We start from the raw sequence: 23244 nt of genomic DNA, 5'->3' as shown, positions 1-23244 counted from the left end.
TAGCGCATATTTTTTTGAACACAGGACCATTTTGAAAGAAAAACAATGTTCTCAAATATATTTCTTCTAATCAACTTCAGACTAGGCTTTTTCGGATTCGAAACTTTATCCTAGTATGAATTCAAAATTATTTCAATTGCGTTAATAAAAGGGGTAGAATTATCCCTAATAGTACAAGGTTTTTGTTCTAAGGTAAATCGGTATTATGAAAAATACTCATGGAATTTTGGAAAAGACAATTAGTTTTTCTTGAATGAATTATTTACATTTTTATTAGTAACAAAAACCAAAAAAACTGGTAACAAAACGCCATTACAATCGTAATTTTCGCTTTATCACCAGTTTATTAACTAACTCTAATAATTCTTAATTAGAGCATTTAAAACTTCACCCGTTTAACCCTCTTAACACTTTTTGCATTGATAAATTTGCATTAAGAGGTTTATTAAACAAGCTTCAACTAAACACAAATAAGATTTTTAATCAAATCCAATATCGTCAATGAAAACCTCGACATCATTTAGACCTTGTTCCTGTATAACAAATTGGGTATAGGTCGTACTCCCATTTAAAAGAGCATTATCGAGTGGTACGGTGTAATAATTCCACTGCCCTGGAGCTGGATTGAAATAGTAACCATTACCCCATTGCTCGTTCATAACCAATCTAAAACTGGTTGCCGTTTCACAATAGACAGAAAATCTCACCACACTATAGGCACTTAGATCGATTCCCGTACCTCCCAATTGAAATCCTTGATCAGCTGGAATTGTAACACGCACTGAAAATATTCCCGTACTTGGATTTGATGTATCGTCAAATACAGGCGAGGTCCATCCTCCTATCCAATCAGCATTAAGGTTATTTTCGGTATAAACCTCATAATTAAAAGTAGGAATAGCCTGTTCATAAGTTACATCGAGACCAACCTCATCAATGTATAGAGTATTTGCTGTTAAACTAGCATCGCGAATTACTAATTGGTCAAGAATTGTTGTCCCATTTGAAATATTGGTAATAGGAATGGTTACATTAGTCCACTCACCAGCCGGTATATTCACCGTTTGACCATTATTCCATTGTTCGTTTAATATGAATGTCACAGATGTACCATTTTCAGAATAAAACGCAGCATTAACAGTAGAATATTGGGTTAGATCTTCCCCGGAACCTCCAATTTGGAATCCATCATCTCCCTGATAATCTACGCGAATCGAATAAACTCCGGACTTTACTTGTTCCGTATTTGAGAAATCTGGAGAGGTCCATCCTCCTATCCAAAATACCGGATTTAATGCATCGTCATAAATTTCATAACCATATACTGCGGCGCCTGAAGGTGGTAAAGGGTAGCCTAAGGCCTCAGCAAGTGTATCGGGAACCAGAACATTATCAATTTCATGAATAACACCATTATTGGCACCAATATCGGCGTTTACTATTGTAGAGTTTGGCGCATTTTCGTGTGTAGGTGCAAAACTCATGGCCATGTCGTCATAAGTAATACTTTCGCCATTAAGAGTTTCAATGGTCATGCCTGGAGTTAATCCCCCAGATAGTGTCGTCCCCGCAGCCAAATGATATTCCACTAGGCTTTTCAAGGCCGCTAATTCTTCCGGAGTATCAAAATCATCTAAGCTATCAAAATTATTGATCGTTAAGAAAAATGTAGTAAATGCTCCATTGCTTGGCACCAATGCTGTTAATTGATCTGTAGAGACCATAGAGGTTAGGCCTACTTTTTCGATGGCTGCAGTAAATGCTGAAAAATCGCGATCATTACATCTTTCAATAATATTTAAGGTTTTATCCAAAATGGATTGAAAAACGGTATTCGGTAATAAAACCTTATCAACACCATGAATAATGCCATTAGTAGCTTGCACATCGGTTAAATTAAGGGCGGCGTTCGTGTAACTCATATCGTCCACACTGCCGTTTTCACCAATAGTGAAACTTTCTCCTTGAACACTGGTTTGTGTTGTATTTAAAGCATCCCCGGAAACTAAATTGGTCCCTGAAACCACATGATAAAGTAAAACTTCAGTTAGAGTATCAATAGGAATTTGATCTAATGCCGTCCAGCCAAAAGCCTCTTCAACATCCATCATAAATTTTTCAAAAGCGGCATCATTAGGAGCAAAAACACTAAAAATATCAGCACCATTCAAAACATCCACTAATTCAGCTCTCTCAAGTGCGGCGGCTAATAAGGAATAATCTGGGTTAGCCAATATATGGTCAACCAAGGTGGCTGGCATTACGAGATTGTCCGTAACATGAACAATACCATTTGTAGCACCCAAATCCTTCGAATCATCCATGATTGCGGCCTGACCGTTAACCAAAACAGCATCTCCTTTATTAATATAAATACTAAGTCTTGTATTATCCGGTCCTGATGCTAAAGAAGACAAATATCCGGAGGTCATAGTTTCCGTAAAATCAGGCGTAGTGGTTCTAATGACATGGTTTAAAAGCACATTGGTGATCTCTTCCTCTGACAACGAAGATAAATCAACACCTGTGAAAGCCGAATTGTCCGGTGCGAAAACCGTATAGGTGGTAGTCGTACTTAAAGTAGACAATAAATTAGAAGTCTCCAGAGCACTTGCCAGGTTGGATAAATTAGGGTTTTCTGATATAATCTCCCCTATATTCTTTGGATTCAGACTTAGTTTATTTTCCAGAACATGGTCATCTTTAAAACAAGATAGAACCAATACTGCCATAAAAAAAAGGCTGAATATATTTTTAAATGATTTCATTAATACATGTTTTTAGTTTTCTTAATCTTGATAGTTTAGTTGATTTTATAGGAATCCAAAGTCATCGATATAAAATATATATTGTGATAATCCTGTTCCTGAAGCTTCTTGAAAGTCCATTCTAAAAATGGTATCTGGCGTTCCTCCGTTAGGATAAAAGTCTGAGAGCGGCACGACATATTTCGTCCATTCACCCGGAATTAAGGGTAAATTAATCGATGTTTCAAAATCATTTAGTGCTAAATTCACGCTGTCGCCAGACGCACCGGTACCATAAAGCGTTACAGATATCGCTTGATAATCATTGTATTTAATCGTTGTATCGATGGGTAAAAATGTTATTCCAGCCCAAGCTTCTCGGATACTTTTTACAGAATAAGTCCCCAAAGTAATATCCGTAGATTGTGATTCGTGAGTTCCTCCCCATTCTGTGATGATCCAATCAGCATTTAGTTCGTCTATATAAATAGAGTAACTAAACCCATAGGATTCTGATTTTGCAATGGCCCCTCGTGAGGTTTCCAGATATATAAAAGCTTGTTCAACACCTGCAGGAACTTCAGCCTGTACCTCTCCGGGAGAAATAATCGTGAAATTTGTAGGGCGTTCAACTAAATTTCCATTCGCTTCAGAACCACTCACAAAGGTTACCGCCGAAGTTTCACTAAAATCTCCTCCTAATAGGTTAACTACTTTTTTACCGTCAGCTGTCCCTTCTGTAAAATCAGATATCGTTAACAATGAAAAGTCATATTCGGTACTTCCAAATAAATTAACCAACTTCATTTTATTACTTTGGCCCAATACCGGAGCATTTCGAGGAACTTCTACAAAGGCTATTCCATCGGTTAAGAGGGCAGGATTAAAACTAGCTTTAACATCATTGAAATAGATCTCTACCAGAGAAGATAGGTTCTGACCTCTAATAATATAGGTGCTTTCTAAAACGCCCTGAGTTACCGCTTTATCTTCTACAGCCTCACTGACGCTGCTAATTACAGGTGGAGCGCTGTTAAAATTATCTCGTGATTCACTAAACTCACTCTCACATGATGAAACTGAAAAAATAGCTACAACACATAAGAAACAAATTTGCAGATAATTGCTTTTGATTTTTGTTTGAATTTTCATGTTTAATTTTTTTTAGTTGAAATCATATGGTACCGGAGCCTCTAATAGGGCTGGGTTGTTTTGTGTTTCTACAGTTGGATATGGGAATAATAAATCATCAACATTAGCCTGAAAAAACTCTGATTGTAATTCTCCAGTATCACTGTTAAAAGTTCCTCGATCTGTATTACTTAAAAATTCAAGGGCATCCACGGGATCCTGTCTTACAACGTCATACCAGAATTCAAATTCAAAAGCCAACTCGATACGTCTTTCGTGAAAAACATCATCCAAGGTTGGATTTGCAATTTCATTTAACCCGGCTCTTCTTCGAATTTTATTAAAGGATTCTACGCCATTGGAGATTGGTCCACCTCCATTTAAAGCTGCTTCAGCATGAATTAATAAGAGTTCTCCGTACCGCAAAATATAGGTATTGTTTGGCGTTGTGGTAATGCCACTACCATCATCTCTGGCAATCGCATATTCTGCACCAACAACATACTTTTTAATGCCGTGACGTGTACCTTGAAAATCGATATTATCGGGCACGGTATAACCTCCGTTAAGGTTAGGGTAGAATGCTCCTCTTTCCATAAAAGTGGCATAAAAACGAGCATCTCCGTCTTCATAGGCTGCCAATAAATCTGGCGAAATTCCTATAGCTGAGTAACCGTCAGAACCTCCGGTGAAACCTGAAGGTGCTAATAAAGATTGAAGGCCATTTCCTTCGGAATAACGGCTTGAACTGGTCCATTGTAGTGCAAATATAGACTCAGGATTGTTATCATTTTCGGGTATGAACAGGTCGAAATAACTCCCCGACGGATCGCCATCCGCACCATCACCACCAAATAATTTAAACTCCCCAGAATTTATAACCTCATCAGCTAACTGATATGCCATTTGATAATTACGTTCGTAAAGGTAAACTTTAGAAAGCATGGCTTTTGCAGTACCACTGGACACTCTCGCATTATCGTCATAATTTGCACCTCTTATGCGAGGATAACAATTGGCTAAAGCAAACTCCAAGTCTTCTCTAATAAACCTGTAAATATCAGACACAGGATTACGTGCCACTTTTGGCTCTAAAACGATATCGGCATTGTTCTCAATAATTGGAACAGACCCCCAAATTCTTACAATGTAAAAATATGCTACAGCTCTAATAAATCTGGCCTCGCCAAGAGCATTATTAACAACAGCACTCGAAATTTCCGGATTCACTGCCTGTGGCAAAGTATTAATTATAGAATTTGCCTGTGCAACAACGGCAAAAAGCTGTTCCCATGTCCGGCTTATTTGGGCGTTATTACCATTCACAGCAAAGTTGGTAAAATCTGCATTCCTAGGATCCCAGGTTCTGCCATTTCCTGAACTTAGTTCGCCGATGACCCAAATGGTGTTTTCATTAAAATCATACCACGGCACGGAGTAAAGTGCATTGGTGGAAGCGATAACCTGATCTTCTGTTTGAAAAAAGTCGGCCACATTAAAAGAATCTTCCGGCGGACGATTTAAAAAATCCTTTTCACACGACGTAGCTCCGCTTAGAAGAAGAACAGTAAATAAGATATATTTTATTTTGAATAAATTTTTCATTTTTATAATGCTTTAAATGAAGTATGATTAAAACTCTACATTAACGCCCAAAGAATATGTTCTTGGAGACGGATAACGTCCGGCATCAATACCTGTTAAAAGGGTGTTTTGGTTAAAGGATCCTATTTCCGGATCGTACCCAGAATATTTTGTGAACGTGTATAAATTTTGAATACTCCCATAGATTTTAATAAGACTGAAACCTATTTTTTCTGAGATCTCAGAACCTAGAGTGTATCCTAAAGTAACATTCTGGATTCTAATATAGGAGCCATCTTCTATATACCTATCTGATATTTCAATATTTCGCGTATCATTTCTAGCTAATCTTGGTGCAGTACCATCAGGATTATCTACCGACCAGTAATCCAGAACGGATGACAACTGATTGGTAAACGTTCTATTTCCTGCTGTAAGTAATCGGTTAATACCGTTAAATACATCATTCCCGTATGACCCCTGAAGGAAAACCGAAAGGTCGAAGTTTTTATAGTTGAATGAGTTTTGAAAACCGAAAGTAAAGTCCGGATGTGGATTACCAATTACGGTTCTGTCATTATCATCAATTACACCATCGTTATTTTGATCTTTAAATTTAATATCACCTAACCAAGTTGTGCCAAAAAGCGCATCTTCAAATGGTCTTCCATATTGAATTGGAGCACCTTGAAGATCATCAACAGTCCTAAAGATTCCCTCAACCTCAAGACCGTAAAAGAGTCCGATAGGATCGCCTGCTCTGGTTATAGTGATGTTTTGTTGGCCATCATAATTAATATTCATAGCCCCGTTTATTTGCGGCACATCGCCCAAATCTGTCACTTTATTTCTGTAATGTGATACTGTTAACGTTGAATTCCATGAGAAATCCTTAATGGCGTCCATATTATAATTCAGCGTCACATCGATTCCTTTATTTACCATTTTCCCTAGGTTTACCCATGGTGGGTTAATAGCACCAGGTGCCATTCCACCCGTTACAAAATTTGTAGAGGCAAATTGAAATAAAAAGTCTTTAGATATCTTATTATACAATTCTACAGTAGCATTTAAACTATTTTTGAATAATGAAAAGTCGATACCCAAGTTTGCTTGTGTTGAAGACTCCCAGGTTAAATCAGGATTTGCAAAATTGGTAGCCAGAAAACCAGTGCCTAAGCCTGTATTTACCGGATTTAATCGAGCTCCATATGCAAAGTTGGGTATGTTTTGATTTCCAACTTCGCCGTAACCGCCATAGATTTTTATGTTTTGAATAGCTTCAAAATCCTCCATAAAGGGTTCATTTGATAATCGCCATGCCCCTGATATTGATGGGAAATAACCCCATTTATTACCTTCAGAAAACTTAGAAGAACCATCAGCACGCATGGATGCTGTTAAACTATATTTATTACCGAAAGAATAAATGACTCTTCCAAAGTAGGATTCTAAAGCCTGGCTTCCTTTGAATTGTGAATTATTATCCGCTGCATCTCCAGTACCCAGGATTGGAAAATCGTTGCCTACGAAATTTCCATCTGTAGAAGTGACACCCCCAAAGCTAGATTCTTGAAACTCCGTACCAACCATAACCGTTAGATTATGTTTATCCCCAAAGGAATTATCATAGGTTAGGAAGTTTTTAATAATCCAAAAGTCATTATAATTGTTTGCGACGCTTAATGTGTTGTTGGCCACTTGAATTTCTCCATATGAATAGCGCGGCGTAAATTGATTGTTCAAGGAGGTTCCAAAGTCACCTCCAAATTCAGTTCTAAACGTCATATTTTTAGCAATCTGAAACTCGGCATAGATGTTACCAAGTATTCTATTTCGTCTCAAGTTGTTCTCCAAACTCAAGGCCTTTGCCACAGGGTTTTCTGTTCTGAAATCATCCTGTAAACTTGGACCTGCAAAGCTACCGTCTGGGTTGTATACTGCAATAGCAGGACTATTTAAAAGCGACAGACCAATAATACCATCACTTCTTCCGTTCAATGTGATCTTTTCATTAACCCTACTTGCAGTCATGTTAATTCCAACTTTAATTTTGTCGTTTATTTTAGCATCAATATTTGCTCTTACTGTTGACCGGTTAAAGCCAGAAGCTATAACGGTTCCATCTTGTTCAAGATGACCTGCAGAAATGAAATAATTGATGCCTTCATTACCACCTCTAAATGATATTTGGTGACTTTCCATAAACGCATTATCAAATATTTCTTGCTGCCAATTAGTTCCGTTACCCAATAATTCGGGATGAGAGAACTCTACAATAGGATCTAAGTTATAAATAGTATTAATAGCATTTTGAAGCTTGGCGTACTCAGGCAGTGTTAAAACATCAATAATATTGGTAGGTTCTTGAACTCCAACATAAGAATTTATACTTATAACGCCCTTGCTCTTTTTACCTCGTTTGGTGGTTATTATTACAACACCATTAGACCCCCTAGAACCATAAATAGCTGTAGCTGATGCATCTTTAAGGATACTGATGTTCTCAATATCATTTTCATTTAACGAATTTAAAGGACTGGTGCCACCGGCTTCTGTTTCCCCGGGAACGGGAACACCGTCGATAATATAGAGGGGCTCACTGGAACCTGAAATGGAATTCACCCCACGAATCCGCACCGAAACAGCCGCTCCGGGCTGACCCGAATTGGTAGTTACATTAACACCAGCTGCACGACCTTGAATCATTTGATCGACACTTACCTGAGGTATGGTTCTCAGATCCTCAGTTTCTACTGTGGATACGGCTCCTGAAATTTCTTCCTTAAGTTGTGAGCCATATCCGATCACAACAACCTCATCCAGACTTTCTAAGTCTTCTTGTAACTGAACATTTTGGGTTGAGCTGCTCGTAACTCTAATTTCTTGTTTTACAAAGCCCAAAAAGCTAAATACTAAAGTAGCCTGGTCAGCAACTTCAATATTGTAAAACCCATCAAAATTTGAAACCACTCCATTAGAAGTTCCTTTTTCAATAATATTTACACCGGCCAGAGGGACACCGTTTGAATCAGTAATTGTTCCCTTAATTACATTTTGAGCCAACACGAATTGACCCAGGAAACAAAAAAGCACAAAACAATAGTAATGTTTACTGATACGAAAAAAGTTATTCGTATTAAAATTTAGCATGTTTATAATTAGTTTAGTTAGTAAATGTCTAGAGTACTATCTAGTTTAAAGCAAAATGAATACTCAAAGTTTACGAATCAAAAGTAGTACATAAAAAGACTTAACTATAATACTATTTTGTCATTCACTAATAATAAAACAACTAAATATTCTAAATATTAGATACATAGAGAGAAAACATGATACAAATATGACATAAAAAACTCGTTTCCAACCCTTATTTAGAGTTAAAAACAAGATTAATATAACCGTATCATGGCGCAGAAATTTGTCTCATTAAAGTAGTAAAAATATTTAAACATAACCAACGTTAAATTTCACAAAAGAATGTAGCAGCCTACTCGAACAAAAATAAATAATTAAAGATAATTTGAACAATAGAAATGAATTACAGAATCCTTTTGATCCCGGAAAATTCCTGAGCATACTGACTAGGAGTTCGCTTTTTAAGTTTTTTAAAAACCCGATTAAAATTAGCAATATTATTAAAGCCACAGGAAAAAGCTATCTCTGAAATACTATGATCTCTTTCTATTAATTTCATGGTTGCATAACCAATCCTGACATCATTAACATAATCAACAAAGGTTTTACCTGTACGCTTTTTAATGAATCTATTAAAAGAAACTTCGCTCATACTCACTAGGTTTGAAATTTCTTGTAATGATATTTTACGATCGTAATTCTCGTGTACATAATCATAAACAGTCTTAATCTTATCACTGTTCTCAAAACTTTCCTTTCCAGCAGTATAAGTAGATAAGAGCCGCTGGTTTCGAGAATTGGACAAGTCATATAATATGGACAAGAACTCTAGAAAATAATCCATGCCATCAATTTTTGAGATCCGTTTAAACCTTTCATACATGATATTCGAGGTTTTTTGAGAAAACAAAATCCCATGAACCGACCTGCTTAGCATATCCTTGATCGGTTTCATGATTTGTTTAGACAATAATTTTTCATCGAAAAGATCTTCATGAAACTGCATCGTAATCTCATGGAACAATTTCCCTTTTACGTTATTGGTTAACCAACCATGATGCAAATTTGGACCAATTAATACCAGTTCTATATTCTCAATCTCTTCAACACTGTCTCCCACAATACGTTTTACGCCTTTACCATTTTTAATGAAATTTAGCTCAAATTCCGGATGAAAATGAATAGGAAAATCAAACTCTGACTTTACCCTATCGAAGACTAGAAAACTATCAGTCGCAGCCAAGGGCGTAATTTCTCTTCGTACTTTTTTCGCCATATTATTATACAATTTGTGTTTTTAGCAGTACTTATTGACAAAATAATATCATAAATTAAAACCAAATATAGTTAATTTTGTTTTTTATATATCCTATTTTAAAGGTAGGGTAATAATATTTTACCAAAATTATAATAACATATTATCAAAAATATAAAAAACGTGCCGGTTTTCAGTTCAAAATTCACCATAAATTCTCTAATACTTTTTTCAACCTTATTTATTTTTTCTTGTAAATCACTTTACAACGAGGACTATAAAAAACCAAATTTGGTTGACAACAAATTGAATCGAACCACAAAAAAGCTACATAAGAAACTATTTTTTTTAACAAAAAAAGGTTTTGCCATTGGTCAACAAGACGCTACGTCCTATGGCATTAATTGGAAACATAATGGATCTGAAATTACAGATAGAAGCGATATGAAAGAGCTTAGCGACAAGCTGCCTGCCGTTTTTGGCTTCGATATAGGCCATATCGAGTTAGGTGAATCCAAAAATTTGGATTCCGTAAACTTTAATACCATGAGATCACTGATTATTGAAGCTCACAAAAAGGGAGGCATTATTACAATAAGCTGGCACGTTAATAATCCTTCAAATGAATCCAGCTCATGGGATACCTCTCCTGCAGTAAAAGACATCATAAGTAATGGCATCCTAAAAAACAAATATGATCTATGGATCGGAAGAGTTGCCGATTTCTTAAAAACCTTAATGTACCGAGGTAAAAAAATCCCAGTAATTTTCAGACCTTTTCACGAAATGAATGGCCATTGGTTTTGGTGGGGAGACCCTAACAGCACCCCTGAAGACTACAAACAATTGTGGGTAGAAACAGTGGAACTGCTTCGCGACGAGCACAAGTTACACAATTTGCTTTACACCTATTCTCCTAATTTACTCGATGATAATGATGATTATTTAAAATATTATCCAGGTGATGATTATGTAGATATTTTAGGAATCGACATATACGACTTTAACAACTCCGAGGATTATAAAAAATCTTTATATAATGACATTTCGCTTTTAGGACAAATCGCTAGAAGCAAAAACAAACTTTACGCATTAACAGAAACTGGACTAGATAAAATTGATTCAGAGAATTGGTTTACTGAAGTTCTATACCCCAACTTAGCAAACTCAGGAATATCCTGGGTTCTATTTTGGAGAAATGCACGTAAAAGTCACCACTATATTCCATACAAAGGCCATAAAAATGCCAGCGATTTTAAAAAATTTGCCAACTTTCCTAAAACATTATTTTTAAAAGACATTAAAGAACTCTAATTAAATGAACTTATTACATACCGCTGATATTCTAATTATTGCGCTTTATCTGCTAACCATTATTATTATTGGCTTAGCACTTAAAAAAAGAGCGCAACGCAGCAAGGAAGATTACTTGTTGGGAGGAAACAGGATTCCCTGGTATCTTCTTGGGCTTTCTAATGCCTCAGGTATGTTTGATATTTCAGGTACGATTTGGCTGGTTACCTTAATGTTTGTATATGGTTTAAAAAGCGCATGGATACCTTGGTTATGGCCTATTTTCAATCAGGTCTTTTTAATGATCTATCTTTCAAAATGGCTAAGGCGATCTGGAGCTACAACCGGTGCTGAATGGATTGGAACCCGATTTGGATTTGCCAAGGGAGCAAAATTATCACATGTTATTGTTGTTATTTTTGCGCTCGTTTTATGCCTTGGGTTTTTGGCCTATGGTTTTATAGGGTTAGGGAAATTTGTTGAAATATTTATTCCTTGGGAGGTTGCCGGGAAGTATATTCCATTTAACATTAGCCCTGAATTTGTACCTCACTTTTACGGAATAATATTCACCTTTTTCGCTGTGTTTTATTCACTTTTAGGTGGCATGTCAGGAATTGTATGGGCCGATGTTGTTCAATTCGCTATTATGACGGTTTCTGCCTTGGTAATTGGCTATTTAGGTTTTATTGCCGTTGGTAAATATGGTTTAAATGTACCGGATGGCTGGTTGAGCCCATTTTTTGGATGGGAACTTAACCTGGACTGGTCTGAAATTATACCTGAGGTAAACCAGAAAATTAAAGAGGATGGATTCAGTTTGTTCACTGCATTTTTCATGATGATGGTTTTCAAAGGTATGCTTGTAAGTATTGCAGGACCAGCTCCTAATTATGACATGCAAAAAATATTATCTACGAAATCACCTGCGGAAGCTTCCAAAATGAGCGGATTTGTTTCGGTAGTACTTATGCCTGTAAGATATCTTATGATCGCTGGTTTTGGTGCCTTAGCTCTAATATTCTATGAAAAAATGGATTTAATGAATACCTCAGGTCAAATTGATTTTGAGCTTATTTTACCAAATGCCATTAAAGAGTTTGTTCCAATTGGTCTTTTAGGCTTACTGCTAGCGGGATTAATTTCGGCATTCATGTCCACCTTCGCAGGCACTTTAAATGCAGCCCAGGCCTATATTGTTAATGATATCTACTTAAAGTATAAAAACCCAAGAGCTACTTCAAAACAAATTAAAAACATGAATTACATCACAGGAATTCTGGTTGTTATTGTGAGTATTATTGTTGGTGTTTTTGCTAAAGATGTCAATTCCGTACTACAATGGATTGTATCTGTGCTATATGGAAGTTATGTAGGCGCCAATATTTTAAAATGGCATTGGTGGCGATTTAATGGCGAGGGGTTTTTCTGGGGAATGGTTTCTGGATTGGCTGCAGCCGCCATTATTCCAGAGCTTTTTCCAAATGTACTGAGTTTGTATCTATTTCCACTATTGCTACTGATTTCGGTAATCGGTTCTGTCTTAGGAACCTACACAGGCCCTCCAACAGATGAAAAAGTGCTCAAAACCTTTTATGTAAACGTTAGACCCTGGGGCTTTTGGAAACCAGTACACAACAAACTTTTAAATGAAGGGACCCTGATCAAAAAAAATACTGATTTCGGTATAGATATGTTCAATGTCTTTATAGGTGTAATAGCACAAACAGCTTTCGTGATATTACCCATGTACTTAATTTTCAGACAAACGACGCCAATGTACATCACACTGCTTGTGATTACCATTTGCGTAATACTTCTGAAGAAATATTGGTGGAATTCTCTTAACAAAAAATTAGATTAATAATGAGTCAACAAATCAAATCAAAAAACCACATGCTAGAGTCCATATTGAATAATTATAACCGTTTAATTAGTATGGAAAATGATGCCGTAAAAAATTCGAATAACATTTATACACGATATAAAAATCCGATATTGACCGCTGACCATATTCCGATCCATTGGAGATATGATTTAAACCCGCATTCAAATCCAAATTCACTGGAACGTATTGGTTATAACGCAACCATGAATTCCGGAGCCATGAAGTGGCATGATAATTATGTGGTATGTGTAAGAGTGGAAGGGAATGACAGAAAATCGTTTTTTGCTATTGCCGAAAGCCCGAACGGCATAGATAATTTTAAGTTCTGGGATAAACCCTGTGTTATTCCTGAAATTGAAAATGACCCGGAAACTAATGTATACGATATGCGTTTAGTAAGGCACGAAGACGGTTGGATTTACGGTATTTTTTGTACCGAAAGAAAAGATCCCAATGCTCCTCAGGGAGACACGAGTATGGCTGTGGCAAATGCGGGTATTGTCCGTACCCAAGATTTATTACATTGGGAGCGTTTACCTGATCTAATATCTTCTGCAAGCCAGCAACGAAATGTGGTATTACATCCCGAATTCGTAAATGGAAAATATGCTTTGTACACAAGGCCACAGGACGGATTTGTTGACGTTGGCAGTGGCGGAGGTATTGGCCTTGGCTACATTAAGGATATGGAAAACCCAAAATTAGAAGATGAAAAAATCATTTATACGAGACAATATCACACCATCTACGAATTGAAAAATGGTTTAGGTCCGGCTCCAATAAAAACCGAAAAAGGGTGGTTACATCTGGCCCACGGTGTTCGAAATACTGCTTCAGGCCTGCGTTATACCCTATATATGTTTATGACCGATCTAACCGATATTTCCAAGGTTACACACAAACCAGCCGGGCATTTGATGGCTCCCGTAGGAGAAGAACGGCACGGGGATGTTTCTAACGTTTTATTTTCAAATGGCTGGATTGAAGATTGCGATGGCAAAGTATTTATATATTATGCTTCATCCGATACACGAATGCATGTAGCTACTTCTACGGTCGATCGATTAGTGGATTACGTAATAAATACCCCTGAAGATAAATTTACCTCAAAAGGGTCCGTTGAAACAATCATTGACTTAATTGATAAGAATAAGGGATTTTATTAATGGATACAGACTATTTCAAATTAAAAAATGAACTCCACCAAGAATTATTACGGGTTCTCTCCTATTGGAGAGAGCAAACTATAGACCGTGAATATGGTGGTTTTTTTGGTCAAATTGATTTCTATAATAAGGTTATCCCTAAAGCGCCAAAAGGTATTATACTAAACACGAGAATACTATGGTCCTTTTCGGCCGCTTCAAATTATTTGAAAACAAATTCTTTTCAGGATATTTGTGAAAGATCCTTCGAGTATCTTAAAGAGCATTTTAAAGACACTGAGCATAAAGGCGTCTTTTGGGAAGTTGATTACTTGGGGAACCCCATCAATACACGCAAACAGGTTTATGCCCAATCCTTTGCCATCTACGCTCTTTCAGAATATTATATATTTTCTAAGAATGAAAGTTCCAAAGCATGGGCTATCGAGCTTTTTGAATGTCTTGAAGAATACAGCAAAGACCCTAATAAGAACGGTTATTTTGAAGCCTTTAAAGAAGACTGGAGCCCGATTGATGATATGCGTTTAAGTGCGAAAGACATGAACGCTGCAAAAACCATGAATACCCACCTTCACATTTTAGAAGCCTATACCAGCTTATTAAAAATACATGAAAGCAAAGAATTAAGGGCTGCTCTTAATAATTTAGTTGAAATAATGAATCATAGAATATTAAATTCTAAATATCATTATGATCTTTTTTTCGATAAACATTGGAATTTAATGAGCAACACAGTTTCCTTCGGCCACGATATAGAAGCTGCATGGTTAGTTCTGGAAGCCGCAGAATTACTGAATGAACCCGAACTTATTGAGGAAACAAAACGAATTGCTAGCCAAGTTGCCAATACTTTTTTAAACAAAGGTATTGATATCGATGGTCCTGTACTTTATGAGACCAATTTAACAACCAATGAAACGGATACCGATAGGCATTGGTGGCCACAGGTGGAAGCCTTAATTGGATTAAAACGTGCTTATAAACTCGAAAATAGAACCGAATACCTTTCATCTTCTCTTAAAATATGGGAATACACAAAAAAGAATTTACTTGATCACGAACATGGGGAATGGCATTTTAGGGTAAACCAGAAAGGCGTACCCTATATCCAGGAGGATAAGGTTAGTATGTGGAAAGCTCCTTACCACGTCACTCGAGCTTGTATATTGATAAATGAATAGATTAAGGAATTTATTAAGAATTTTGTTGATTAGCCTGACTGCCTTATTGGTCGACAGCTGTTCTAAGGACAGTATTGATCCAAAAGAAAACCCACAAACGGTTACCTCTCAGGTTTCAATAGTTACAGAAACAAATGTTGTTTCTGAACCCTCTATAAATGGGGCATTTAAAATAAATCTTTCCGAGGCTGTTAATAATATCACTACAGTTAATTACACCATCAGCGGAACAGCCATAAATGGTACCGATTATAAAGAACTCGATACAAAAATTAGTATTCCATCGAACACTATTTCCGTAATAATACCGATAGAAGTCTACGATGATCAAGAGACTGAAAGCAATGAGACTATCACTATAACCTTAACCAGTACCAGCAACCCGAAAGTGACTCTGAGCGCAGTAAAATCAGCTATGATAACCATTTCGGCAAATACCGAGACGTTCACTTTGCTTCCGGAAGAAACCAGAAACTACATGGTAAATCCGAATGCTACAAATGAAACTACGGCCATGTTTTACAATTTAAAGACCATATCAAAAACCAATTATCTTGTAGGGCAGCACGATGCATTTAGTAGTTTCTATATGGATATAGGAGGAGATTCAGACATTAAAAAAACAACTGGTAGCGATCCAGCATTACTAGGTTCCGATTTTATGTATATCACAGATGACGCCAATAATGAAACGTCTTCAAATTGGTATTTTCAACAAGAACAAAGCATTAAACAACGTGTTACTGAAGCCTATAATAAAGGTATGGTAAATATTTTTGCCTGGCATTTCCGAGAACCCTTTGAAGGTCTAGAGTTTTACACGAGTCAGATGTCCGACTATCAAAAGCAAAATGCCTTTAAAAGTATTTTACCGGGCGGCATTAATCATGACTATTATAAAAGGAAACTAGAAAAAATTGCGGAAGTAGCTAAAAGTTTGGTTGACAACAATGGCGCCTACATTCCTTTTATTTTTAGACCTTTTCATGAATTTGACGGGGATTGGTTTTGGTGGGGTGCTTCATATTGCTCACCTGAAGAATTTAAGACCTTATGGCAATTTACGGTAACCTATTTAAGAGACGATTTATTGGTGAACAATATTCTTTTTGCATTTTCTCCTGATAATAAATTTAATACTGAAGCGGAGTATTTAGATAGATACCCCGGAGATGCCTATGTTGATGTATTGGGTATGGATAACTACGGAGACTTCATAAGTATGACCCAAACGGGTGTGGATGAAGCTAATAAAAAATTAAAGATCATAAGTGATCTAGCGATTCAAAAGGTGAAAATAGCTGCCTTAACAGAGTCGGGATATTTTGTAAAGCCTGGGGTAACAGACCCCGATCCACAATTTTATTCCAAAAATCTTTATGAGGCTTTAACTAACAACGATGTAAATTTGGCCTTCATGATGTTTTGGAACAACGACGCAGAGAAATATTGTACACCTCCTCCCGGTTTAGCCACTACAAATGATTTTATCTTGTTTACTGATAAACCAGAATCTTTATTACAAAATGAAATTCCGAATATGTATGAATTACCACTGTAGAATGACATCAAAGCTCTCCGTCCTTATCATAATTATTATTGGACTTTTATCATGTAGAAGTGCCGAATATGTGAAAATCAAAAAAATGGATATTCCACTGATTTCCATTAAGAAATCCAGACTATTCAAAGGCCAGAAACCCTATTATTTTGTGGGTACGAATTATTGGTACGGCCCATTACTTGGAGCCAAAAAGAAGGGTGATCGCCAAAGACTTATTCGCGAGTTAGATCTCATGAAAAGCATCGGCATTGATAATCTTCGAATATTGGTGGGCGCTGAAGGTGAAGGCGAGTCCCAAATTTCCCCAAGCTTACAGCCACAGCAAGGCATTTATAATCAGGATTTACTTGATGGCTTAGATTTTCTTTTAGCACAAATGCGTAAGCGAAATATGTATGCCATTTTATATTTAAACAACAACTGGAATTGGTCTGGAGGCATGGCTCAGTATTTAAAGTGGAATGGCTACGGTGATATACCTAAACCTTTAACAGACGAATATACTTGGGATGATTATCAGAACTACACAAAACAATTTCAAAGCTGCGCACCATGTATGGAAGCATTTTACAAGCATGTAAAATTCATAATGGGACGAAAAAATCGATATACCAAATTAAAATATATTAATGATAACACGATCATGTCCTGGCAGGTTGCGAATGAACCACGTGTTATGATGACTCCTGAGCATGAGAAATCGTATTCAGAATGGCTCATAGAAACTGTTGACTTAATAGATTCTCTGGACCCTGTACATCTTATCTCTACAGGTGCTGAGGGAAAAGCGGGTTTTTTAGAAGATCTGGATATGTATAAACGACTTCATGTTAACGCTAAAATAGATTATTTAACCATGCACATTTGGCCCAAAAACTGGGGTTGGTATGATAAGAATAATGAGCCTGAAAGCCTGAAATTATCCTTAAAAAAGACCTTTGAATACATGGATAAACACATTGAAGTTGCCCGGTCCTTAAATAAACCCATTGTTATGTCAGAGTTTGGATTTCCAAGAAATAACGAAAGTATTTCCAGCCTAGCATCTGTTGAAAATAGAAACACTTACTTTCAGGACATATTCAAATATCTCTTAGACAAAAAGGGTGTGAATAGTATTTTTCAGGGTTTAAATTTTTGGGGATTCGCAGGATATGGTTCTAATAACCCTGAAAATGGTCAATGGAAATTGGGAGACGATTTCACCGCAGATCCTCCCGAAGAACCGCAAGGTTTAAACTCGGTATTTGCATCAGACACCATAACACTAAAACTGATAAGGGACTATAACAAAAGATTAACGAACTAATTCTTAATGAATTTCCTTTCATTAAAACTTGAACAAAATTTTATCTTGAACACAATGAGGCACTCAAAATTTTTAATATCTATAGGACTTCTTATTATGGTAGCTTCTTGTAATCAAAAAGATAAAAAGAAGATTGTAGATTATGAGAATATATATGCCTGGTGTATTGTTCCGTATGATAGTGTTCAGCGATCTCCTAAAGAAAGAATAGGCATGTTAAAAGAGCTTGGGCTAAAAAAATATGCTTATGATTGGCGCGAGGAAGACCTTGAAAATACGGCTACCGAATTAAGGCTTGCTAAACAAAACAATTTGGATGTAATTGCTGTTTGGATGTGGATTGATGATGCCTGGGACTCTGTTGGTAAGTTAAACCGTTCTAACACAAAAGTTTTTCAAATTATTGAGGAAGTCCAATACAAAGGACAGATTTGGGTAGGTTTTAACTCCAATTTTTTCGAAAATTTGCCTGATTCGATGGCTGTAAAAAAAGGTGCTAAAATGATAGCCTACCTTAGTAATAAAGCAAAATTCTTAGGCTGCAAAATAGCGTTATATAACCATGGAGACTGGTTTGGAGAACCCTTAAATCAAATTAAAATAATAAAAGCGCTCCCTAACCATGATTTAGGTATCGTTTATAATTTTCATCATGCACACAAACAAATAGATACTTTTCCTGAGATAATTGAAGCAATGTTGCCTTACCTATGGAGCGTAAATCTGAATGGTCTAAGAAAGGGAGGCCCAAAAATACTTCCAATTGGAGAAGGTGATTACGAAATGAAAATGATTGAGCTGATAAAGAAAAAAGGCTACAAAGGAGATTTTGGAATTTTAGGGCATGTTGAAGATGCTGATGTTGAATTAATTTTAAAGGCTAATTTGGAAGGTCTTTCAATTTACTGAATTTCACATATTGTACTAAAAAAAACGGATCATTGGTTATAAATAATCAATGATCCGTTTATGTGACCCCGGAGGGATTCAAACCCCCAACCCTCAGAGCCGAAATCTGATGCGCTATTCAGTTGCGCCACGGGGCCGATTTTAAGCTAAATTTTTCTTTACTATGGCTGAAATAGTTTTACCATCAGCTTGTCCGGCTAATTTTTTACTTACAATTCCCATAACCTTGCCCATATCCTTCATTCCATCTGCTCCAATGCTATTGATAGTGTCTGTAACTACTTTTTCAATTTCCGATTCGCTCAGAGCCGCCGGTAAAAACTGACTAATAACTTCGGCTTCCGCTAACTCCGGAGAAGCTAGATCTTCACGCCCCTGCTCTAAATAAACCGCAGCACTATCTTTTCGTTGTTTTACCTGTTTTTGAAGTATTTTGAGCTCCTGTTCTTCTGTTAATTCTTCCTGATGACCAACTTCTGTTTTTGCTAATAATATGGCCGATTTAACAGCTCTAAGGGCCGCTAAAGCCGTTTGATCCTTAGCTTTCATAGCTGTTTTTAAGGCAGACATAACATCGTCTTGTAAACTCATAGTATTCTATTTATTACCGTTTGCGAAGATAAAAAATAGATTTCTGCTACGATGCATGAATTCTTGTTTTTTTAATACAAAAACTAAAAAACCCGAAAAGTTGAGGGAGTCTTTTCGGGTTCATAACTAAAGTAAGGTTAGTATGTAAACTATGTGCTAATCCACATTATCGTGTAAGAACGAATTATTGGATCGCAATTTAATATCATCATTGTCATCGGTACCGATACTAGTTCTTGAAATATCGGTTTCCGAAGAATGTCTGGATGCCTCCAGATCAACACCCTGACGTTTGTAAGCAGGGATCTTCTCAATATCATCAATTTTAGCAGAGTTGAACTTATAATTAAAATCCTTCATTTTACGTCTGCGTTCTTCAGCACGCTCTTTTAATAAACCCGAAATAGGTAAATCAACAGGATCCGTCGACTCTTTTGAAATTTCTTCTTTTTGAGGCTCTTGTTTTAGAATTTTCTTCTCAAAAACAACCTCCTGATCGATCTCCTCAAAAGCTTCTTTTCCTGATTGCTTTTTATTGTTTAAAGATGACTCAACTTCCAAATAATCATCCAAAGCGTAACGAACATCACCTTCCTCACTTGTCTCAGTTACAGGAATGAGCTCTATATAATCATTCACAGGAATTTTTTTAATATCCTCATCCAGATCGTGCTTAATTGAATCCTCGTCATTAGCGGAGCCTGCCCTACTCTTGGGTGTTAATGGCAGGTCAAAGGTTAATGTTATTTGTTGTTCTTCTTCAATAATTTCAGAGGTATCCTTATTATCCTCCATTCTCGTTACAGGCTTAATAATAAAATCCTCCTCTTCTTCAAATTGTAATTTAACCTCTTCATATTCTACTGCCATATTCTTAATAGCATCCGTGGTTTTCATCATAGAGTCTTCATCCTCTTCTATTTTATTATCAGAAGTTACCGACTCACCCTGCTCGTCTTCATTTCCAAGATCCAAGGTGTGTTTAATAACCTCCGGCTCATCCTTTTTCTCCATTTCAATCACCGGCGAAATAATAACCGGTTCTTGATCCTGAGCTTTCACTTCGTCATGGTCACCCAAAGAGTGGATAACCCTTTTAGTTTCTGTATTCGATATTTCGTCTTGCTGTTCTATATTAAATCCGGTGGCAATGATAGTCACAGCAATGGACTCCTCTAAAGAGTCGTCTTCACCAACACCCATTATAATATTGGCACCATGACCAGCTTCATTTTGAATGTGGTCGTTAATTTCACCAATTTCATCAATTGTAATTTCATGAGAACCCGAAACGATAAGCAGCAAAACGTTTTTAGCTCCGGTAATTTTATTATCATTTAGTAATGGGGAATCCAAAGCCTTTTGTATCGCATCCTGAGCCCGGTTTTGTCCGGAGGCCAGTGCCGATCCCATAATCGCTGTACCACTATTACTTAGTACAGTTTTCGCATCACGTAAATCGATGTTCTGAGTGTAATGATGAGTAATAACCTCAGCGATACCACGAGCAGCTGTGGATAACACTTCATCGGCTTTTGAAAAACCAGCTTTAAACCCTAAATTTCCATAAACTTCACGAAGTTTATTATTATTGATCACAATTAACGAATCAACAACATCTCTTAACTTTTCAATACCCTTTTGAGATTGCTCAATTCGCATCTTACCCTCAAAAGCAAAAGGCATGGTAACAATACCAACGGTTAGGATATCTTTCTCTTTGGCCATTTTAGCAATAATAGGCGCTGCACCGGTACCGGTACCACCTCCCATTCCTGCCGTAATGAAAACCATTTTTGTATTCGAATCCAGCATTTGAGAGATTTCATCAAAACTCTCTACTGCGGCTTGTTCACCTATTTCAGGATTAGCTCCTGCTCCTAACCCTTCTGTTAGATTTACACCCAATTGAATCTTATTTGGCACACCACTGTTGTGAAGGGCTTGTGAATCGGTGTTACATACGTAAAAATCTACACCTTTGATACCTTGCTGAAACATGTGGTTTATAGCGTTGCTACCGCCCCCGCCAACACCAATCACTTTTATAACATTTGATTGGTTTTTGGGTAAATCAAACGATATGCTATCGAATTCTTTATTGCTGCTCATAAATTCCGGTTTTAGTGTGGTTTTTGTTTTTTGTTATCGTTTTTAATCGATTATGATCTTATTCTGCGTTATCTAAAAAATCTTTAACGCTCTCTGTTAATTTGTCTAAAAATGAACGACGCACTTTACGCTCGCGTTCTTTTGGTGTTTCCTCTGGAGCCTCTCCCTCATTCTCTAAAGCTTCCGCCTGAGCCTCCTCTACTTTTTTACGATCCTGGCGTTTCAGACCGTCCAAAACGAGCCCGACTGCTGTGGCAAACAATGGACTGGTAACCTCATCATCACTATCGCCTGCCAAATGTTCGTTGGGATAGCCAATGCGGGTATCCATTCCAGTGATGTACTCTACGAGTTGTTTTAAATGTTTTAACTGACTTCCTCCACCGGTTAATACGATACCGGCAATTAATTTTTTCTTTTGTTCTTCGTGACCGTAATTTTTGATCTCAACATAAACCTGTTCGATAATTTCTACCACGCGGGCATGAATGATTTTAGACAGATTCTTTAAAGTAATCTCTTTAGGTTCGCGACCTCTAAGTCCGGGAATGGACACAATTTCATTGTCCTTATTTTCACCGGGCCAGGCGGAGCCAAATTTTATTTTTAATAGTTCTGCTTGTTTTTCAATAATGGAACAACCTTCTTTGATATCCTCTGTAATCACGTTTCCACCGAATGGAATTACGGCGGTATGGCGAATGATACCATCTCTAAAAATAGCAAGATCAGTAGTTCCACCACCGATATCGATGAGGGCTACACCTGCCTCTTTTTCTTCCTGACTTAATACAGCGTTGGCTGATGCCAGAGGCTCCAGAGTAATTCCTTCTAAATTCAAACCGGCACTTTGTACACAGCGGCCTATATTTCGAATAGACGATACCTGGCCAACAACAACATGGAAATTGGCCTCAAGACGACCACCATACATACCGATAGGTTCTTTAATTTCTGCTTGTCCATCCACTTTGTACTCCTGTGGTAGAACATGAATAATTTCTTCACCCGGCAACATCACCAACTTGTGCACCTGATTGATCAGTCGCTCAATATCATCTTCATCAATAACGGTTTCAGAGTTTGGTCTTGTAATGTAATCGCTGTGTTGTAAACTTCTGATATGCTGTCCTGCAATCCCTACGGTAACCTGATCAATTTTAGTATCTGAAGCAGCTTCAGCTTCTTGGACAGCTTGCTGAATCGATTGAATGGTTTGGGTAATATTGTTAACCACACCGCGATGTACACCCAAGCTTTTAGATTTCCCGAGTCCTAAAATCTCTAATTTTCCGTACTCGTTCTTCCGGCCTATCATGGCCACTATCTTTGTAGTTCCTATGTCTAATCCTACTGCTAAATTATGTTCCATAGTT

Annotated in this window: 15 protein-coding genes and 1 tRNA gene; 7 read left to right on the top strand and 9 right to left on the bottom strand. The window is 37.0% G+C overall.

Annotated elements, in window-relative coordinates; genetic code table 11:
- Positions 1 to 479: 479 nt before the first annotated feature.
- The 5 genes from V8G61_RS05790 to V8G61_RS05770 form a co-directional block, all read right to left on the bottom strand.
- Positions 480 to 2768: a fasciclin domain-containing protein gene (locus V8G61_RS05790; RefSeq protein ID WP_394874546.1), complete on the bottom strand. Its 2289-nt coding sequence runs from the start codon at positions 2766 to 2768 to the stop codon at positions 480 to 482.
- 45 nt (positions 2769 to 2813) lie between these two features.
- Positions 2814 to 3899 carry a hypothetical protein gene (locus V8G61_RS05785; RefSeq protein WP_394874545.1) on the bottom strand — a complete coding sequence of 362 codons (1086 nt, stop codon included), beginning with the start codon at positions 3897 to 3899 and terminating at the stop codon, positions 2814 to 2816.
- A 12-nt stretch (positions 3900 to 3911) separates the two neighbouring features.
- Positions 3912 to 5483 (bottom strand): RagB/SusD family nutrient uptake outer membrane protein, encoded by a 1572-nt coding sequence (locus V8G61_RS05780; RefSeq protein WP_394874544.1) that lies wholly within the window; start codon positions 5481 to 5483, stop codon positions 3912 to 3914.
- 27 nt (positions 5484 to 5510) lie between these two features.
- Positions 5511 to 8615: a SusC/RagA family TonB-linked outer membrane protein gene (locus V8G61_RS05775; protein ID WP_394874543.1), complete on the bottom strand. Its 3105-nt coding sequence runs from the start codon at positions 8613 to 8615 to the stop codon at positions 5511 to 5513.
- 388 nt (positions 8616 to 9003) lie between these two features.
- A complete protein-coding gene (locus tag V8G61_RS05770) occupies positions 9004 to 9876 on the bottom strand; it encodes an AraC family transcriptional regulator (RefSeq protein ID WP_394874541.1) in 873 nt (290 codons plus the stop codon).
- Positions 9877 to 10146: 270 nt separating this feature from the next.
- Between V8G61_RS05770 and V8G61_RS05765 the strand changes: the two genes are divergently transcribed.
- The 7 genes from V8G61_RS05765 (at position 10147) to V8G61_RS05735 (ending at position 19165) form a co-directional block, all read left to right on the top strand.
- On the top strand, positions 10147 to 11169 hold the full coding sequence (locus V8G61_RS05765; RefSeq protein WP_394874540.1) for a glycoside hydrolase family 26 protein: 1023 nt from the start codon (positions 10147 to 10149) through the stop codon (positions 11167 to 11169).
- A 4-nt stretch (positions 11170 to 11173) separates the two neighbouring features.
- Positions 11174 to 13012, top strand: coding sequence for a sodium:solute symporter family protein (locus V8G61_RS05760; RefSeq protein ID WP_394874539.1), 1839 nt, complete (start codon positions 11174 to 11176; stop codon positions 13010 to 13012).
- A gap of 74 nt (positions 13013 to 13086) precedes the next feature.
- The gene (locus V8G61_RS05755; RefSeq protein WP_394875292.1) at positions 13087 to 14202 is read left to right on the top strand and encodes a glycosidase; all 1116 of its coding nucleotides are present in this window, start codon (positions 13087 to 13089) and stop codon (positions 14200 to 14202) included.
- Positions 14202 to 15383 (top strand): AGE family epimerase/isomerase, encoded by a 1182-nt coding sequence (locus V8G61_RS05750; RefSeq protein WP_394874538.1) that lies wholly within the window; start codon positions 14202 to 14204, stop codon positions 15381 to 15383. Before V8G61_RS05755 ends, V8G61_RS05750 begins: the two co-directional genes overlap by 1 nt.
- Entirely contained in the window at positions 15376 to 16944 is a 1569-nt protein-coding gene (locus tag V8G61_RS05745) for a glycoside hydrolase family 26 protein (protein WP_394874536.1), read from the top strand. The genes V8G61_RS05750 and V8G61_RS05745 overlap by 8 nt, the downstream gene beginning before the upstream one ends.
- A 1-nt stretch (position 16945) precedes the next feature.
- Positions 16946 to 18256: a beta-mannanase gene (locus V8G61_RS05740; RefSeq protein WP_394874535.1), complete on the top strand. Its 1311-nt coding sequence runs from the start codon at positions 16946 to 16948 to the stop codon at positions 18254 to 18256.
- A gap of 54 nt (positions 18257 to 18310) precedes the next feature.
- On the top strand, positions 18311 to 19165 hold the full coding sequence (locus V8G61_RS05735) for a sugar phosphate isomerase/epimerase family protein (RefSeq protein WP_394874534.1): 855 nt from the start codon (positions 18311 to 18313) through the stop codon (positions 19163 to 19165).
- Between the two features lie 63 nt (positions 19166 to 19228).
- Here V8G61_RS05735 and V8G61_RS05730 read toward each other — a convergent pair.
- The 4 genes from V8G61_RS05730 to ftsA all read right to left on the bottom strand — a co-directional run bounded on the left by V8G61_RS05730 (position 19229) and on the right by ftsA (position 23240).
- Positions 19229 to 19302: transfer RNA gene (locus V8G61_RS05730), tRNA-Arg, on the bottom strand.
- A gap of 4 nt (positions 19303 to 19306) precedes the next feature.
- Complete coding sequence (locus V8G61_RS05725) at positions 19307 to 19756, bottom strand: GatB/YqeY domain-containing protein (protein WP_394874533.1); 450 nt, start codon at positions 19754 to 19756, stop codon at positions 19307 to 19309.
- A 156-nt stretch (positions 19757 to 19912) separates the two neighbouring features.
- Positions 19913 to 21868, bottom strand: coding sequence for a cell division protein FtsZ (ftsZ, locus tag V8G61_RS05720; RefSeq protein WP_394874532.1), 1956 nt, complete (start codon positions 21866 to 21868; stop codon positions 19913 to 19915).
- Positions 21869 to 21926: 58 nt separating this feature from the next.
- The gene (ftsA, locus tag V8G61_RS05715) at positions 21927 to 23240 is read right to left on the bottom strand and encodes a cell division protein FtsA (RefSeq protein ID WP_394874531.1); all 1314 of its coding nucleotides are present in this window, start codon (positions 23238 to 23240) and stop codon (positions 21927 to 21929) included.
- Between the last annotated feature and the right edge of the window lie 4 nt (positions 23241 to 23244).

Source organism: Gaetbulibacter sp. M240 (assembly GCF_043876815.1).
Lineage (GTDB): Bacteria > Bacteroidota > Bacteroidia > Flavobacteriales > Flavobacteriaceae > Gaetbulibacter_A.
The sequence above is the reverse complement of the archived record's forward strand: the minus strand, read 5'-3'. Positions and strand labels throughout refer to the sequence as shown.